The following is an 18479-nucleotide window of genomic DNA, read 5'->3' on the forward strand; positions in this document are numbered from 1 at the left end:
AGTAGAAATCCTGTGCAGTCATGATGGAAAATTGATGAACTGTTATCAATGCTTATTCTTAAGCCAGGGGCAGGGTAATACTAACCATCACACCAGAACGCTGATTTTTACCAGTATGATTTTTATCAGTGCCAATTTTATTATCATTAGCATGGATATTATCAATAGTTACCTGACCGCCATGATGCTCAATGACTTGCTTCACTAAAGTGAGTCCAAGACCGGTACCTTTTTTGAGAATACTATCGGACTGTTTTGAGTCAGCTTTGTGATGTGCTGAACCTGTATCTAGCGTATAGGTTGTATTCTGATTTTTCACTTGCTGAACAGAATGGCTTTGATGAGATAGGCTAAAATAACGCTCAAAAGCTTTTTCAATAGCATAATCAGGCAATAGCTTTCCATCATTAAATATATCGATGATTACCGTTCGCGCTGTGCTGTGCAACGAGATATCAACAGTGTTATCAGCAAAATGAATGGCATTATCCAGCACATTTTGTAAGACTTGTACCAACCAAAATTGGTCAGCAAACACACTGGTAGAGGCCAATAATTCTGCTGGTAAGTTTGTAGTGTTTGTCATGTGCTGATCATCGATGTATATATCGATAGGTTGTAGATTCTGCTGTTGCTGCTTAGCGGTATTGTCTTTTATTAGACTCTGTAATAATGGCAGTAGCGGCGTTAGCTGACGACTGAGCTTAAAAGTAGGCTGTTCAACTTTCGCAAGCAACAGTAGTCGGTCGATGAGCTGCTGCATTTTTACGCTTTGCTCACCAACCGTCTCAATGAGCATCTGCCGATCATCCTGATCAAGCGTATGACCATCTAGTCCATCATCTTCTAACAGCTCACTACTGGCGCGAATGGCGGTTAAAGGGCTTTTTAACTCGTGAGTGAGTGTATGCACATAATCAGTGACATAAGCACGATTCTCTAGTCGATGCTTCATAGTCTCAATGGTATCTGTCAGGCTGTTTAGCTCATGACCCAGATAAAAATAGGGCTTTTTGGTGTCTTCTGCCAGCGAACTGGTATATTGAGTCACTAAGGTAATACTTTGCTTGAGCCACCATGCGATGAGACCTGCTAAAATGAGGGCAGCCGTGCTGATAAATAGCACTGTGATCAGCATGCGGTTACGTGTATCGTCCAAATAAGGTAGCACGCTGGCGACGGGTTTGCCGACGCTGACCACGCCGATAATCTCGCCAGACATATTCTTTATTGGCTGTGCGACATACATGACCGAGCCATCACGCTGCTGGTTATCCCGCAGCGTACTTCTTGCACCGTACTGACCTCTTAATGTGAGATAGACATCATTCCAGCGCCCATAGTTTTGTCCCTCATTATTATCAGGTTGGGGTAGCGAATCATAAATGACCCTGCCGCTGCTGTCTGTTACATATACCCGAAAGCTACTATAGCTTTTGGTTTGATTGACAGCGCCTAAGTGCTCGTTAGTCGCCGGTATGCCCACAAATGCAGTATCGAGCTGTGCTTGATACGCTTCATCGTATAGCTCGCCCGTAGCCAATGGCACTTGCAGGCTAGCGGCTAGTAATTTACTGGTGTCTAATAGCGTGTCTTCGATGACCTGCTGGGCGGTTGGCTTAACGTAGCCAAATAATTGAGTAAAAACAACAATGCCACAAATGATGAGTACCAAAGCGACCGCCAGCCAAATCCTAAAAAATATACTTAAATTGAGCAGTCGTTTACGCTTAGGAGTTTGCTGCACAGTACCAATGGGATGCAATTTGGCATACCAATTGTTTTGGTCGTTATGAGTATCGCTCTCAGCATTATTGGCATTATGATTCATAAATTAGCAGCTATTATTAAGCTGGACATAATGCGTAACCCAGTCCACGATGTGTATGAATGACTTCAATACTCGTATCAATAGTCGCAAGTTGCTTACGAATCGACTTGATATGGCTGTCTATCGTGCGTGCTAGGCGATGATCAGGATAATCACTAACTGCGTTAAGCAGCTGCTCACGGCTAAAGACTTGATTCGGTGCTTGTAATAAGGTGAGTAAAACTTTGCGCTCGGTGTTACTAAGTTCCAGCTTTTGCTCTTGCCACGTTAATGAATAATTAAGCGGCTGATAGTGCCAAACGCCGGATTGGTTTTCAAACGTTAATGCTTGTCCTGATAGATTATTCGAGGAGGTGCTGTCAGTGCTGTCATTTGAGCTTACGGTATGAGAGCCTGACTGTTGAATCAGCTGTTCACGTCGCCAAATGGCTTTTAGGCGTGCGACCAATTCACGTGGACTAAAGGGTTTGGCACAGTAATCATCGCCACCCATCTCCAACCCTAAAATACGATCGACCTCATCGCTACGTGCAGTCAAAAATACAATAGGCAAGTCTTTTAAGGCGTCGATATCAGGTGTATGACGTATTTGTTGGCACAGACTCAGACCATCGCCATCTGGCAGACCGACATCCATAATGATCGCCGATAGATCTTGTGCTTCATGACTATGCAGCATGGGTAACACACTACTGGCATTATCCAGCCAAGTCATCTGCCAGCCTTCGCGCTTGCAGGTAACCTTAAGCGACATCGCGATCGCAGGCTCATCTTCTACCAGTAAAATATGGGTCATAGTCTCTACATCATCTTATAATCTTAGTAAATTATCGTAGCACAAAACAGCAGGATGCTCCTGCTACTAGGAACCGAATGGTGTGAAAAGTTAATGGAAAAGTAGGGTGCTCAGTAGATGGTTTTCGGTGTAATCATTTTAATGCATTTAACAAAAAGGCCAGCTCAATGGATAAGCTAGCCTCGGTAATACAAACTAAGCGTGATTATCTATTAATAGACTAAATCTATTTAAGACCTTTGCAATTGGCGTAATAGCTTACCGTAGCGGGCCAGTCTGAAAAAATGCCTTGGACACCGACATCCTGCGCTAGTACGTCAATATAATTCATCATATCACCATCATTGTTGATAGCATCTCCAAGACCGCTATAGTACCAATCGCCACCGTCGGTTAATGGTCCTGAACGCTCTATCGACCACGTAATGATTTTTAGACCATTGGCTTTGGCTTGTTTTGCGTATTCTGATGGTTGCATATTGCCTTTACCGTCAGTAGTGACTAATAACCAAAGCGCCGGTGCAATGGTATTGATGCCGCGTGCTTTGATATCAGCCAATGAATGTCTCCAAGTGCTTGCGTCGTTTTTATTAAAAGTTTTATCGTCAGCGGTCTCATTGCTGTCATCAATCAGATAGACGGCATTAGCCCCATAAGCTGGCTCGTTTTTGATCCAGTAATCCAGATCTTCTATATTGAATGACTGGGCAAATACATCACTTGCAGGCACGCCCGCTGCCTTATAAGTATCTATCAGCTGTTGGCGATAATCGTCTAAACGATAGCCATTAAACGGCATGGTCACGGCTGGTGCTTTTAGCTCAGGCGTGTGCTTCATGCCTAGCTGGCGTGCCAATGCGATATGCTCTTTTAACGTCAATACCTGACCATTTTGTGAATACAAGTCCGTTCGCCACGGTGCGGTTGCATTCATATACTCGCTAATACTGGTTGCTTTTTTATTGGCAGCATCCATCTTACCCGTCAAGGTTTTAAATTGAGCGGCACTGATATCTGAGGTGCGGCATTCGATACTATCGGCATTGGTAAGTTTGCCTTTAGCATCCAATACAGGCGGTACGGTGCATTGCTTGGCCAGCGGCGTGGTTAGAATATTAGTCGTGGTGTGCAAATCGTTTTGGGCATGACGACAGACAAGCTCACCGTCATTGGTAAATGCAACATCACATTCCAAGATGCCAGCACCCATTTGTGCTGACGCCACGTAGCTATCATAAGTATGTTCAGGTAGCTGTAATGGCGCACCTCGATGTGCAATAGAGAAGTCCGTCTTACTTGGTAGTTGCCCCTTGCATGCTTGGAGCTCTTGTTTTAATGGTCCCTCATCCATATCATTGATCAGATAAAACGGACGCACGCCATAGGTATATGCGACAGGTGAGGACGGTTGCGGCTGTGATTGCAGTTGCGCTGTCGATGAAGGAGCTTTTGATGTGAGCATCGAGCGGCTATCGGTAGTGCAGCCTACTATCAATAATGAGCTGATCAGTGTTAAAGGTAAGGCGAGATTCATCTTGTTAACTTTAGCCAGCGTTTGCTTACTCAGCTCAAGCGCTGATTTATCAAAAAATGTCATGTAAAATGTTCCTGCAAAATTATAAAAAAATCCCATCGGACGTAGGGATAGGAATTAAAAGATTAGTGTTTGACTATTGGTTGCTATTTGCTATTTGCTATTTGCTGTTTGCTAAAAGAAACTAAAGGCCTTGCATTCTTGTATGAGCTTAGTTTTGTAAGAACTTAACATTAATGCAGATACAATTGTAGGAAAATGTACTAAAGAATAGACAGCTGATAGTATTTAAGCTTGATAGTATTGGGCTTATCGGTCATACAGTCATACGTGTCTTCTTATGCTGTTCTCATTTTTGCTATTGTCCATTTAGTGCCCCACTATTGATTAGTACCTCACTATTGACCATATTCTCAAACTAACAGATGATATTGACCATATAATGACACATACATTATTTTGACAAAAAACATAGAAATGCTTAGGGCATTTCTCACTACATTATTAAGGATAACTATGAGTAACTATTTAGACGCCGTCGTCGTTGAGCACAATCCCTCTCAAAAAAAGATAGATCGCGCGGTGATTTGGCTACACGGCTTAGGTGCTAGCGGTCATGATTTTGAGCCAGTTGTGCCGCAGCTTGGCTTGGCTGATGATATGGCAGTACGTTTTATCTTTCCACATGCACCAAAACGCCCAGTAACCGTAAATGGCGGCATGGTGATGCCAGCATGGTACGACATCATAGAGATGAGTCTGGAGCGCAAAGTAGATGTGGCTCAGATTGAAGAGTCTGCTCAGCAGATACAAGATTTGATTAGCCGTGAGATTGAGCGCGGCGTATCACCAGAGCACATCGTTATTGCCGGATTTTCGCAGGGCGGGGCGGTGGCGTATCACGTGGCACTTGGCTACCCAGAGCGCTTAGCTGGCTTGATGACGCTCTCCACCTACTTAGCGACCAATGACAATATTGAGTATAGTGCTGCCAATAAAGACATGCCGATTCTGATTGAGCATGGTACGCATGATCCAGTCGTGCCTGTCATCCTAGGCGAGCATGCGCAGCAGTTATTGACGAGCAAAGGCTACAACGTTGAATACCATACTTACTCGATGGCACATCAAGTCTGTATGCCGCAGATTCAAAATATCGGCAAATGGCTAAACACCGTCTTGGCTTAAGATGATTCGCTGTAACGTAATGTAATAAGGGTTATGTATAGGTTGAAAAACCATCAATAAATCCTATATAATAGTCAGTCTTATTGGGGATGTTCTGGCTTCGACGCTGGTGATGAAACTCAATGATGCATGTCGAGAGTGTATGTCCTCTCGTTAATCAAACATATATTGTTATAGTCGCAAACGACGAAACTTACGCTCTAGCAGCTTAAACCCTGCTTACTGCGCTGCCGATTACCTATAGTTGGTTAGCCCAGTTGAAGCGTCCGCATATAGGTTCGCCACAAGGGATTGTCTCAATCGCTTGGGTTCAAAAGTAGAGAATCGTCCAATCCATCCTGACTGTCGGATCGGTGCGGATTAAATTTAAAGACAGAAACTAAACATGTAGATTCATGAGCGTAATGCTGGCGGACGCGGGTTCAACTCCCGCCATCTCCACCAAATATTGATAAAGGGCTGACAGTCGCAGATTGTCAGCCCTTTATTTTGCGTGTTTTTTGACTTTCTCTTACCTTATAAAAGGTTGGCTACCATATAGGATGTTGGGGTTATTGTTGGTATTGAAGCTTTTCCAGCTGTTCAATATTAACAAAAAATACTCTGATATCCTTGACCTATATCACGTTACGTAGCATAGATTTCACCATGAAATATCTCGTGCTTATCATCGTCGTAATTAGCTAAAACACTACTCAAGGCAAGCTAGAATTGCTTTTCAGTATGTCTATTTGTAACCTTCAAGTCGAAAAAATATATTGTAGAAAGTGAATTTATCTGTAAAGTATAAAAATAACAGACTAAAAATGAGGGATTAGACATGCTTATCGAACTACAGGGTAGTAGATTGACTCAGGCAATATTAGAGCGGGATGATAATCAGGTATGGTGTGCTGTGAGCAATGTCAGTGACGATCATGCTATGACAGCCATCGATAATGGTTATTACGAATTATTAGTGTCTATCGTGTCTTTGGGTGATGATGGCTTTGTTTGTGATAAAGGCCATCTATGGCAGTACGCTGTACCCGTTAAAAAGGTCGAGCTTACTCAAGATGACGTAGGCTTATAGTTGAATGAACACGGATGTAACCTGATTGTTTGCCTAAATAATCATCTTCATTGTAGGAGTCAGTGGTATGGATAGTGGAATGGTGGGGAGTCAATTAACTCGCTTAATGCTTGAAAATGGCCATCAAGAAATATGGTGTGCCGTGAGTGATGTGAGCGATGAAGACGCTATGGAAGATCAAGTAGGGAACGACTTTACAGCGTGTATCGTAGATTTTAGGGACGGGCAGTTTTATTGCACCGCAGATAATGGTTGGTTTCATGCAGTACCGATTGAGGTACGTGCACTAACGCAAAATGAAGTTGGTTTTTAAAAAAACTTATCAAAGTATTTAGGGCGTGTCCCTAGTTCTTGCTATCCCACCACGAACAAAAAACCGATCATTTAATTTGATCGGTTTTTTTGCATTATGTGGTATTGCGCAAAGTACCTAAGAAATTTAGGGCGTGTTGAACATTCGCAAATAGGCACTGCTGATCGCTAAAATTGTTCCAGACAAGGCACAAAGCGACGATAATGCAGATGCCTTAGCGAGATTTGTAACGCAGTATGGGGCAATTTTAGCATCAGCCCCAACGATAAAAGCAGGGGACAGGACTCTTTTTTGCCGCTTCATCGTTAAAAATAAGCGCTTAGAGTGACTAAGCTTATTATTTTTAACATCGAATCGCCTAAAAAATAGTCGCTGTCAGTGCCATGGTCGAATGTTCAACACGCCCTAATGAGTTTAGAGCAATTCAACGATTTTTTATTGATGATTAATGTAGTTAGCTGTTTGGTAAATTAGTAGGAAAAGGAAAATAGAGTATTAGCAGCAATCTATAAATAATGAACAGCCGTTTATTTTAATGGAGGGCGATCATAATATTATCTTGTCTTGACACACAATTCTGATTATTCTTAATTGTGGTTTATTTTTAGTATTAGAGGATACATGAATAAAAATAAGCGAACTTTTAACAACGACAGGGAATGTACTATGTTAGGAAAAATGATGTATCAGCCATTGCTGATCAGTGGTCTAATCGAACACGCTGCCCGCTATCATGGCGATACAGCAGTTTTGTCCAAAGAAGTCGATGGACAAATGACTCATACTAATTGGCTTACGATTTCGAATAATTCAAAACGGTTGGCCAATGCCTTAGCTGCCCTCGGACTTAAATCATCAGAGCGCTTAGCCACATTGGCTTGGAACAATCGCCGTCACTTAGAAGCTTGGTATGCGATTTCAGGCAGTGGCATGGTTTGCCACACTATCAATCCACGTCTATTTCCTGAGCAGCTTAGTTACATTATCAATGATGCTGATGACCGCGTGCTATTTTTTGATGTCACATTCCTACCGCTTATCATGGCGATTAAAGAAGATATTAAAGGGATTGAGCACTTTATCTGCTTGAGCGCTCGAGAGGACAGTGTCGTCGCAAAACTGCCTGAGGTGTTATTCTTTGATGAGTTATTAGCTGAGTACTCTGCTGACTTTGATTGGCCTCAGTTTGATGAAGCCATTGCCAGCTCGCTTTGCTATACCTCAGGAACGACAGGCAATCCTAAAGGGATTTTATATACGCACCGCTCTTCTGTGCTTCATGCGATGGCACTCTGTATGCCGGACGTATCGGGTTTATCTGCGCAAGACGTCCTACTCCCTGTAGTACCGATGTTCCATGTCAACGCGTGGGGAACCCCTTATGCGGCTGCATTAACTGGCTGCTCTCTGATGCTCCCAGGTCCCAATCTGGATGGTGATAGCCTAGTATCTCTCATTGATGATTATAAGGTGACGGTTGCGTTAGGCGTTCCCACGATTTGGCAAAGCCTATTGACCGCCGCTAAAGCCAGAGGCAGTAAGCTTGATAGTATGACGCGGACCATTGTCGGTGGCGCCGCTTGTCCACCATCAGTGATTAAAACGTTTAGAGAAGACTTTAATTGCGATGCGGTACACGGCTGGGGTATGACGGAGACCAGTCCACTTGGAACGATGAATCAAATAAAAGCTAAGCATAAATCACTGAGTAAAGATGAGATTGACGAGCTACGTAACTCTCAAGGACGTCCACCGTATGGTGTTCAGTTACGTCTCATAGACACTGATGAGCCACTTAAGCCAGTCAAAGAGGATGGAGTGTCTCAGGGTCGCTTGCAGATCAAAGGTCACTGGATTATCAACGATTATTATACAGAGAATCCTGATGCCATTACAGAAGATGGCTGGTTTGACACGGGTGATATTGCAACTATTGATGCTGATGGTTATATGAATATTCGTGACCGATCAAAAGATTTAATTAAGTCTGGTGGAGAATGGATCTCCTCAGTAGAGCTTGAAAATATCGCTGCCGGCCATCCACAGATAAAAATGGCAGCTGCTATCGCCGCAAAACATAAAAAATGGGGAGAACGTCCGGTACTGATTGTGGTAAAAGAAGAGAATGCAGAACTCGATGAGTCACAAGTGCTAAGTTTTTATGAAGATAAAATTGCTAGCTGGCAGATACCTGACAAAGTTATTTTTGTAGAGAACATCTTACTAAACGGTGCCGGAAAAATGGTGAAAAAAGACTTGCGTGATGAGTATGGTGATGCGCTATTAGAGGCGTAGCTTTCTGCTTTTAAGATACCATTCATGATATCCCTGATTGGTGTTAAAAAATCTTAGCCATCAGATACTATGATGGTAATCACGATCAAAAGGTTGTTTACGCTCATAGCGTAGACAACCTTTTTTAGTGTTTTTTTCTGAGTTACCAAAATAAGCCTTATCGCGCGATGCTCAGTGACTTGGCGACTTGAGATGAAGAGATACCTTTTCGGTCTGTTCTCTCTTTAATAATATCAATTTTGATATCCAGATTATAAACTATAGGTCTTTCAGTTGTGATATTTTCCTCACATGCTACTACTCTATTTTAGAAATAGCATTTGCGAAAGCGAGTACGTACTGAGCGTGGTGGTTGCTCAACATGGAGTGTGACAGTGAAAAAGTTCGAAGAAATTTGTCTCATTGTGATTGACGATATCAAGTCTGGACGAAAAAAAGTAGGAGACAAGATACCCTCCATTCGAGCGATGGCCGAAAAACATAAGGTGTCCAAAAACACCGTAATCACGGCTTATAACAAGCTGCTTGAGCAGCACTGGATCAAAGCGCTGCCCAAATCGGGTTTTTATGTGGGAGAGGATTTGTCCAACACACCCATGCTAAACGCGACCCCGTTTTATACAGGTATTGACTTGTTGGAGCAACAAATGGTCAACCAGTCGCATCATAAGCCTGGGGCCGGCCGCTATCCCAAAGAGTACATGGATAAGCTCAACCTTGAGCGCTATTTGGGGCCGGCTAGTGACCGTTTTGGGAGTGAAAGCGCTGAGGTGGCACATTTTGATCGTGGTAATGGCGATCCTGCTGGCAATGTATTACTGCGAGGGCTGCTGGTCGACATCCTAAGCAAGCGCGCTATGACGGTTGAATCGCAAAATGTTCTATTGACCTATGGCACCAATCACAGTTTGGACTTGATCATTCGGCACTTTTTGACCAGCGGCGATCCAGTCATCGTTGAGTCTCCCGGATATTATCCGCTATTTAGTAAGCTTGAATTACATCAAGTCGCTATTAATACCATTAAGCGAACCAAATTGGGCATAGACGCTAATCATTTAGAAGCCCTTATTATTAAATCTCAGCCCAAGATTTTATTTTTGCAGCCTTTTGCACAAAACCCGATGGGTACAGATTTGACGTCTCAGAATATGGCAGAGATTCAGGCATTATGCACCCAATATAATGTGATTATTGTGGAAAACGACCCGTTTTTATTGGCAAGAGACGACGCTGCCAGTTACTTTTTTAATCAAACCTGTCCTGTGATTTATGTCAGTAGTTTTTCAAAAACCGTCTCTGCGTCGATCAGATGTGGTTTTGTCGTCGCCTCCAAATCGGTGATCAAATCACTCACACGGCTTAAGATGATTACGGTGATCAATACCTCATCCATCATGGAAAATATCCTCAACCATCTGATCACCAGTGGCGCTTTGACCAATCATTTGCAAGCGCTCAAGCATCTGTCTGCGGAGAAGTCAGCCACTGCCATCACTCAGCTAAACAAAATCGACGGCCTGACGCTTTATCCGCATAATCCCAGTGGTAATTTTTTGTGGTTTCGTATTCCGATGGACGATAAAAAGGCGGTAGAAGCCGCAAAGAGTCATAATATTTTCATCGCGCCTGGTAGTTTGTTTTTCCCCTCCGATCCGACGTATTTTGCCTTAAGAGTCAATAAATTCTATATAGACAAAACCACGGTTAAGTTTATTAAAACTGCTATTTTTAACCATCATTAACGCTTATGTTTATGCGTTATATCAAAGCATACTTTTTGCTTTTGACAGTGTGGGAGATAGTTTTTGTTTAATAACATGATACAAAACCTGCCAGTATTTCTTAAAAATGCATCGATAATGACCGATATTTTTGTCATTTTGTTTGATGAATCGCACCGCCCATTTTCCTAGTAACTGCCTGCCATAGCACAGAAATGTGTGCCCAAAACGGGTACAGTTTCCTGTCAAAACGTTCATCTGTACCCTTGGAAGCCTCCTGCACCCGTGATATTTCTAATAAAGCTGATGCCAGTGAGTCACCGATGGAGAGGTGAGCTGGTCATGATATCACATGGAAGAGATTAACGTTCACAAGGAGAAGGACTGTGTTGGCACTATTGGGATTTTTGACGATTTTCGTGTTTTTGGCGTTGATACTTACTAAAAAAGTATCCGTCATTGTGGCGCTTATTCTTGTGCCTGTCGTTTTTGCTTTAATCGGCGGCTTTGGCGCAGAGCTTGGGGGCTTTATGCTAGACGGCATCGTAGGTGTGGCACCAACGGGTATCATGCTGGGGTTTGCCATTTTGTTTTTTGGCGTGATGAACAATGCAGGTTTGTTTGATCCGCTTATCTCGCGGGTATTAACACTGGTCAAAGGCGATCCTGTCAAAATCTGTATCGGCACCGTGGTGATCGCCATGGTGGCGCATTTGGATGGCTCGGGCGCCTCGACGTTTTTAATCACCATTCCAGCCCTACTACCGCTATATGACAAGCTGGGTATGAAGCGAATCATACTGGCGGGTTTGGTGGCGCTTGGCGCAGGTACGATGAACATGACGCCTTGGGGCGGCCCAACTGCACGTGCGGCGGCGGCTTTAGAGGTGAGTACCGCGCAGTTATTTAATCCGCTTATTCCTGCGTTTGTGGTAGGTGTAGTTTGGATTGTATTTGTGGCCTATCTTGTGGGCAAAAAAGAGCGCAAACGCTTGGGCGTTCAAGACATGGAGCACAGCTTGCATGATGAGCTGACGGAAGAAGCGCGCGATATGCGTCGCCCCAAGCTATTTTGGTTCAATTTGATATTGACCATAGTTACTATTGTGGCGTTGGTGCAAGTTTGGCTACCGCTGCCAATCGTCTTTATGCTGGCATTCGCCATCGCTGTGCTTATCAATTATCCCAAGCCTAATGATCAAATGGATCAGATCAAGTCGCAATCGGTTGGCATGATTACCGTGGTGTCCATCATTTTTGCGGCAGGCATCTTTACGGGCATTTTATCAGGGACAGAGATGATTTCTGCGATGGCGACGGCGCTGGTGCAGATCATTCCAGACGCGGTGGGCGGTTCAATGGGCGTCATCGTTGCCGTCTTGAGCATGCCTTTAAGCCTCGTCTTTACGCCTGATGCCTATTATTTTGGGGTGATGCCGATTTTGGCACAGACCGCGAGTGCATACGGGCTGGATCCTGTCCAAATTGGTCAAGCGTCTATGCTGGGACAAATGACCACAGGATTCCCGCTCAGTCCGCTGACCGCATCGACGTTCTTGTTGATTGGCCTTGCGGGTGTGGAGTTGGGCGATCATCAAAAGTTTGTCTTTAAATGGGCGTTTGGTACCACGCTGGTCATGACCATTGTGGCGATAGTCACAGGCGTGATCATTTAAATAAAATAATCAGGAGTAAGGAATGAAAACCATCAAAATTGGGTCTGGCGCAGGTTATGCTGATGACAGATTGACGCCTGCGCTTGATGTTATGACCTACGGCGACGTGGACTATATCGTGTTTGAATGCTTGGCTGAGCGTACCATTGCCATTGCCCAGCAGCGCAAAATGCAGCAGCCAAACGAGGGTTATGACCGTTTACTTAAGTATCGTATGGCGCAAGTACTGCCGCTGTGTGTCGAAAAAAAGGTCAAAGTCATCAGCAATATGGGGGCTGCCAACCCCAAAGCTGCTGCCGAAACAATCAAACAGATCGCCGAGCAGCAAGGGTTTCATGGTTTAAAAATCGCTGCTGTCACAGGTGATGATGTGTTTACAGACATTGTGCGTTATCAGAATGAGACACTGCTGGAAAACGATCGCACCATTGCAGATCTTGGCGATTCTATCGTCTCGGCCAATGCATATATTGGTGCCAAAGGTATCGTGCAAGCATTGAGCGCTGGCGCAGATATCGTCATCACGGGCCGCGCCGCCGATCCGTCGCTCTTTTTGGCGCCGATGGTGTATGAGTTTGGCTGGTCTTTTGACGATACCGATTTGATGGGCAAAGGCACAATTGGCGGTCATTTGATGGAGTGCGGCGCTCAGATCACAGGTGGTTATTTTGCAGATCCTGATTATAAGGAGGTACCTGAGCTTTGGAATGTTGGCTTTCCTATCTTGGCGGTGACAGAGGACGGAGAGTATACCGTGTCCAAGCTGCCCAATGCTGGCGGGTTGGTCTCTGAGGCGACGGTAAAAGAGCAGTTGCTGTACGAAATTCATGATCCTGCCCGCTATCTTACCCCAGATGTGATTGCTGATTTTTCTAACGTGTCTGTGAAAGCCATTGATAACGATGTGGTTCAAGTGTCTGGCGGATCAGGCAGGCCCAAAACAGGTCTATTGAAAACCAGTATCGGCTATAAAGATGGCTATATCGCAGAAGCGGAGATCAGCTACGGCGGTTCAGGGGCAGTCAAAAGGGCCGCGCTTGCCAAGCGGGTCATTGAAAACAGGCTAGCCGCTGAGCATATTAAACCGATCGAGATACGCTATGACTTTATCGGTCTCAATTCGTTATATAGCAATGAGTTTGCCAGCACGGCGGAGGCGGCCGAGGTGCGACTACGGGTGGCGGCGCGTACCCCGGATAAAACCATGGCACAAGCCATCACCCGAGAGGTCGAGACGCTGTATACCAATGGCCCCGCAGGTGGCGGCGGTATTCGTTCACACATTCAGGCTATCGTGTCCATCGGTTCTATCTTGATTCCAGAAACCGATACGGACATTACTGTCTCATATTGGGAGTCAAATAAATGAAACTACGTGAAATTGCCCATTCTCGCACTGGTGACAAAGGCAATATCTCCAATATTTCTCTGATCGCGTTTGAGGAGACTGATTACGAATTGCTCAAAGATAAAGTAACCGCAGCCGTGGTCAAAGACTGGTTCCAAGATATTGTAGCAGGAGAGGTGATTCGTTATGAGTTGCCAAACTTAAAAGCTTTTAACTTTGTTTTGTATGGGGCATTAGGCGGCGGGGTGACCAAGTCGCTGGCGCAAGATATGCATGGCAAGAGCTTAAGCTCAAAGCTGCTGGACTTGGACATATAGATAAGAGTTGCGAATCATAGATACAGCAAAGCCCTGATATCAGGGGCTTTGGCTACTCTATAAGATAGTATAGAACTATGTAATGGTACCCGGAGCCGGACTTGAACCGGCACGCTATTGCTAGCGAGGGATTTTAAATCCCTTGTGTCTACCAATTTCACCACCCGGGCAAAACTTGTGTTATCTAACATGTAAACTAGCTGATAGACTGTCTAGTTACTAGATAAGTGGTCGCTATTATAATCGGTTGGGATAATAATGCAAGCCAAAATTAACGTAAAGTTAATAAATAATTGGAGGCTGGAGTCGGAATCGAACCGGCGTTAACGGAGTTGCAGTCCGCTGCATGACCACTCTGCCATCCAGCCAATCAAGGTGGACTATATTAGCAAAAATAATTTAAATTACAAGTCATTTTTTGGCTAAAAATAGCTTATTTGCTCACTTGTGCTGATTTTAGTGCTTTTTTATTAGTTTTTTGCGTATTCAGGCTCATCAGCGAGCCGGACTCACTGATGAGAGTACTGATCATTGAGAGTGTACTTTTATAATATCTCTTCGTTATTACGTTTGGCTCGTTTGATATCGCGATAAGTCGCGGTACAAATCAATACCAGCACGCCGAGCGTAATGGCTGGCCAAATTAAAATATATAAGCCGTAGATAAAGACGTTGTCCATGATATCTCCTTATAGTATTTATGAAGGGTTGCCTGTGCAGCGGGTCATATATTGACCAACTGCCAAACCCGCAAGCGGTGCTCGCTACCTGTGTTCATGAAAGCTCAGAGGTCGATGCCTTGGCTTTTTTATCATAATCGCCGACACGTTGATTGATTAAAGCAAAATCAAAGTGTTCATCACCCATGAGGCTAACGATGATACAAGCGATGGTGCTAGCACCATAGGCCGTTAGTGAGGCCAGTAGTACCATGTACTGACGTAAGAAGCCTGTGGCAAAAATGAGCATCAGTACCAGCGTGATCGCTGCCGCTACCATGCCGATTTTACGACCCAAAAAGCCAAAGACCATCAGCCCAATCACGACTGCGGCGCCCACACTGGCCAGTATTTCAAAGAAAAGCGCAGTAAAGCCTGTCATCGGTAGCAGCTCAAAGCGTACCACACAGAATAGCAGTAGGCCGATGATGACTGCCGAGGTAAAGGCGGCATTGGTCACGCGGTTCCAAAACACACTGGCGATGACCGGAAAAACAATCGCGCCCCATAATGCACCGACGAATACGAGCATCACCAAGATATCTAGCTTAAAGCTGGCAAAGATCAGTCCGGCAGCGGTGGCGATAATCATCGTGCTACGACCAACGAGCATCATGGTTTTAGGTTTGACGCGGCCTTTGGCAATGTTTTTGCCATACACATCCGCCATCATAATGGTCGATAATGCCGACAAATCTGAGTCGGCTGTCGATGACAATGAGCCAATGACCAAGATAAAGAACAAGGCGATAAATACAGGGTGCAAGTAAGTGCTGACCATCTGCGGGATGAGGTTGTTCATATTGCCATCTAGTGGCTCGATACCGATGGTCAAAGCCATCAATCCGATCATACCAAGACCGATGACGATACCAGCATAGCCGACCGTGGCGGTAATAAAGGTCTGTTTAATCTTAGTCTTATCGATCGCAAACAAGCGCTGCGTGATGGTTTGGTTACCAATCGCATAAGCAAGTACAGCGACAAAATAGGGCGCTCCTTGCTGAAAAAACGCTTCGGATGAAAAGAAATCCTGCTGTTCAAGCGTGAGGTTAGCGAGGCCATCGACCATGACTTGTGGCCCACCCATCGCAAACAGTACCGCTGGAATAATGACAATACCGATGGCCATCAAAGCGACCAATTGCGCAAAGTCTGTAAAGACGGAAGCACGAAACCCTGAGGTTAGGGTGTAGCTTAGCACCCCGATACCTGCAATCATGACCCCCGTCTGAAACGATAATGGCGATAATACCGATACCAACGCCCCAGCTGCAGTAAAGTTGACCATCAAGCTAATTAAGCTGCCCATAAGGTTGGATATGGCTAAAATTAATTGGCTTGATGAGCCATGGCGGGCGTGGATAAGCTCACCTAAGGTATGACCATCGGGTGCAAGCTCACGAAAGCGCATACCAAAAGGATAGATGAATAAGATCATCAGCGCGCCCCAAAAGCCGTAATGTATCGGCCCTGACACGCCATACTTGTAGCCAGAGGTCGCCGCCGCATAAAACGATGCCGCCCAAATCCAAGTAGCGGTCATACTAGCAGCACCCATACCAAAGCCGACGCCGTGGCCTGCCACCATAAATCCTGAAGTGGTTTCTTTGTCTTTTTTGATCAGCAATGACAGCAAATACGTGCCGCCATAAAACGCTAACAACAATAAAATAATGGTTAACGATGAAAATTGGAACAGTGACTCAGTTTTCAAATTCATACCTCGCAATTATTTTACATAAATAAAAGTTTAATAACATAACTTTATCCAAAACTGTTAAGAATACAATAAAGCCCATAAAATTCTTATGTAGAGGCATCACACAGTGCTAACAGTTGGCCGTCATAAAAAGCGGTCAGCGCCGACCCAAATGCAGCACGCTGGCGCACTTGGTGTTTTAAGAGTAGATCCTGCAACCTGTAAATGACAACTGCCCATTGACATCATGCCGGTCACTCACTGTTGTACGTCATTTGAAAAAATCACATGCAACTGTGAGCCACGTTTCACAAAAATCGCAGGGCAGTCCTCAGCATGCGTCTGTTGATGGATAGTCCATCACGCTGTCAAGTGGTCATACTTGATAGTAGCTGGCTGCTATAGAGCGCTGACAAGGCAGGTATCTACAGCAAAATTATGAATAAGCATTCAGCCATCTGCTGATGACGGTGCTAAGTATAGACAGCTTTATCGGCTAATATGTATAGCCGGCTGAAATACACCCAAGCATGAGCGAATTTTTGCCCATGATTAGGTAATTGACGCATTACCTGTAGTTAAGTCTCAAACACGCTACAGCCCTGATGCGTCGCACCATAGGCTCGGTATTTATAAATAAAACTACAGCTATGTTAACTATGTGTAACATACTCGTGCGCTAAGAGTACCCTATTCTGCCGTGAAGCTCAAATCTATCGGTCAGTTATCTGTCATAAATGACCAAAAGGCAGAGGCAGACTTCAAGAAAATAGCATTGACAAATGGGGTTTATGGAAAGGTGTTGGTGAGGGTGTCAATAAGGCTAACGTATTGAATGGTGGCAGTATTAAATGATCAATGTGAGGGTATCAAAGTAAACGAATCAGTGATAACGACAGGATTTAGAAAATGTGGTTAGGCAATACTCATCAAATACCAGTGTAGTAGGTGACTCTATTGTCACGCAAAAACCCAGCCAGTCCCAAACCATAGCGCTGGGCGACCCGTACGGCCGTACTGGTGGGCGCAGACATGCCAACGAGCCAAGGGATGCGCCCCCGAATCGATTTTTGTACCAACTCAATCGATAATCGTGAGGTCATGAGTACGCAATCAACCTCTACTTTTTGTCGCAGTTGCCAACCGATTAATTTGTCGAGTGCATTGTGACGGCCTACGTCCTCAAACAAGTACAACTGCTGATTGTATATCGTCGCTGCTGCATGCACAGCTCCTGTCAGTTGGTGTGTATGCTGTGTGGCATCTACTTGCTGACGTAGTACTAATAGATACTCAAGGCTTGGCACGGTTGCCTTAGAACCATGTATGTTTGCTTGTGAGTAGTGGCTCAAGTCGGGCAATGCCTGTGTCAGCCCCGTGATGCCGCACATACCGCAGCCTGTACGCCCTGCCAGTTGGCGCTTTTGGGCTTGGATGCGCTGATGGCAGCGTTGGTTTAGCACCAGCTCTACGATATAGATATCATAATCTTGAAATTGCTCTAAGCGTTGCTCAATGGAGGCAGATTCAAGATCCCCATCGTTTAAGGATTGAGCAAACTTTTGGTAGCTGGCAATATCTGTAAGATGTGTCACTTCCCAATCAAGTAACTCATGACTGTGCTGAATCAAGCCCTCGCTAAATAAGAACCCAACAGCCAAATACTCTAGTTGGTAAGGGCTGGCCATCAGTACCGCATAATGAATCCCATTAATAACGATTGATACCGCTGCCTCTACTGCCAAACTGGTGGTTTGAGACTCAATACAGCTTTGAGGTATATCGGCTCCATGAGCCTTGTCCGATGGATAATGATGCTTCTGCGCTAAATGTTTGCGAGCGAGCATTGTCTCGGCTGCGCTATTATCATTATCCTCAGATATCTCAGTCATAATCACTCTAGTTTCAGTTGTCTCTGCCATCATAGCCATTTTGCTAGAGGACTCACTTTGCTCAAAATTACT

Annotated in this window: 14 protein-coding genes, 2 tRNA genes and 1 other RNA gene; 9 read left to right on the forward strand and 8 right to left on the reverse strand. The window is 44.6% G+C overall.

Annotation, left to right across the window (positions count from 1 at the left end; translation table 11 throughout):
• Nucleotides 1-58: 58 nt before the first annotated feature.
• From creC to CUR83_RS05135, 3 genes are all read right to left on the reverse strand, one after another.
• Nucleotides 59-1831, reverse strand: a complete 1773-nt coding sequence (creC, locus tag CUR83_RS05125) for a two-component system sensor histidine kinase CreC (protein WP_284719241.1) — start codon at nt 1829-1831, stop codon at nt 59-61.
• 16 nt (nt 1832-1847) lie between these two features.
• On the reverse strand, nt 1848-2627 hold the full coding sequence (locus CUR83_RS05130; RefSeq protein WP_284719242.1) for a response regulator: 780 nt from the start codon (nt 2625-2627) through the stop codon (nt 1848-1850).
• Between the two features lie 226 nt (nt 2628-2853).
• Nucleotides 2854-4224 carry a glycerophosphodiester phosphodiesterase family protein gene (locus CUR83_RS05135; protein ID WP_284719243.1) on the reverse strand — a complete coding sequence of 457 codons (1371 nt, stop codon included), beginning with the start codon at nt 4222-4224 and terminating at the stop codon, nt 2854-2856.
• A gap of 453 nt (nt 4225-4677) precedes the next feature.
• Between CUR83_RS05135 and CUR83_RS05140 the strand changes: the two genes are divergently transcribed.
• The 9 genes from CUR83_RS05140 to CUR83_RS05180 all read left to right on the forward strand — a co-directional run bounded on the left by CUR83_RS05140 (nt 4678) and on the right by CUR83_RS05180 (nt 14094).
• On the forward strand, nt 4678-5349 hold the full coding sequence (locus CUR83_RS05140) for an alpha/beta hydrolase (RefSeq protein ID WP_071003544.1): 672 nt from the start codon (nt 4678-4680) through the stop codon (nt 5347-5349).
• An 85-nt stretch (nt 5350-5434) separates the two neighbouring features.
• Nucleotides 5435-5793: a transfer-messenger RNA gene (gene ssrA, locus CUR83_RS05145) on the forward strand.
• A 376-nt stretch (nt 5794-6169) separates the two neighbouring features.
• On the forward strand, nt 6170-6421 hold the full coding sequence (locus CUR83_RS05150; protein WP_058024156.1) for a hypothetical protein: 252 nt from the start codon (nt 6170-6172) through the stop codon (nt 6419-6421).
• A gap of 67 nt (nt 6422-6488) precedes the next feature.
• Nucleotides 6489-6734, forward strand: coding sequence for a hypothetical protein (locus CUR83_RS05155; RefSeq protein WP_093068926.1), 246 nt, complete (start codon nt 6489-6491; stop codon nt 6732-6734).
• 666 nt (nt 6735-7400) lie between these two features.
• On the forward strand, nt 7401-9029 hold the full coding sequence (locus CUR83_RS05160; protein WP_093068928.1) for a long-chain fatty acid--CoA ligase: 1629 nt from the start codon (nt 7401-7403) through the stop codon (nt 9027-9029).
• A 374-nt stretch (nt 9030-9403) separates the two neighbouring features.
• Complete coding sequence (locus CUR83_RS05165) at nt 9404-10774, forward strand: aminotransferase-like domain-containing protein (RefSeq protein WP_284719244.1); 1371 nt, start codon at nt 9404-9406, stop codon at nt 10772-10774.
• A gap of 365 nt (nt 10775-11139) precedes the next feature.
• The gene (locus CUR83_RS05170; protein ID WP_093068934.1) at nt 11140-12429 is read left to right on the forward strand and encodes a CitMHS family transporter; all 1290 of its coding nucleotides are present in this window, start codon (nt 11140-11142) and stop codon (nt 12427-12429) included.
• A gap of 22 nt (nt 12430-12451) precedes the next feature.
• The gene (locus CUR83_RS05175; RefSeq protein WP_071003549.1) at nt 12452-13798 is read left to right on the forward strand and encodes an acyclic terpene utilization AtuA family protein; all 1347 of its coding nucleotides are present in this window, start codon (nt 12452-12454) and stop codon (nt 13796-13798) included.
• The gene (locus CUR83_RS05180) at nt 13795-14094 is read left to right on the forward strand and encodes an AtuA-related protein (protein WP_071003550.1); all 300 of its coding nucleotides are present in this window, start codon (nt 13795-13797) and stop codon (nt 14092-14094) included. Before CUR83_RS05175 ends, CUR83_RS05180 begins: the two co-directional genes overlap by 4 nt.
• 83 nt (nt 14095-14177) lie before the next feature.
• Here CUR83_RS05180 and CUR83_RS05185 read toward each other — a convergent pair.
• The 5 genes from CUR83_RS05185 to CUR83_RS05205 all read right to left on the reverse strand — a co-directional run bounded on the left by CUR83_RS05185 (nt 14178) and on the right by CUR83_RS05205 (nt 18407).
• Nucleotides 14178-14264: transfer RNA gene (locus CUR83_RS05185), tRNA-Leu, on the reverse strand.
• 124 nt (nt 14265-14388) lie between these two features.
• Nucleotides 14389-14462: transfer RNA gene (locus CUR83_RS05190), tRNA-Cys, on the reverse strand.
• A gap of 177 nt (nt 14463-14639) precedes the next feature.
• Entirely contained in the window at nt 14640-14774 is a 135-nt protein-coding gene (locus CUR83_RS05195) for a putative transporter small subunit (protein ID WP_208855952.1), read from the reverse strand.
• A 94-nt stretch (nt 14775-14868) separates the two neighbouring features.
• Nucleotides 14869-16536: a sodium:solute symporter family protein gene (locus tag CUR83_RS05200; RefSeq protein WP_093068989.1), complete on the reverse strand. Its 1668-nt coding sequence runs from the start codon at nt 16534-16536 to the stop codon at nt 14869-14871.
• Between the two features lie 908 nt (nt 16537-17444).
• A complete protein-coding gene (locus CUR83_RS05205) occupies nt 17445-18407 on the reverse strand; it encodes a formate dehydrogenase accessory sulfurtransferase FdhD (RefSeq protein WP_284719245.1) in 963 nt (320 codons plus the stop codon).
• Between the last annotated feature and the right edge of the window lie 72 nt (nt 18408-18479).

The sequence above is a fragment of the Psychrobacter pocilloporae genome, from assembly GCF_029872915.1.
GTDB classification, from domain to species: domain Bacteria; phylum Pseudomonadota; class Gammaproteobacteria; order Pseudomonadales; family Moraxellaceae; genus Psychrobacter; species Psychrobacter pacificensis.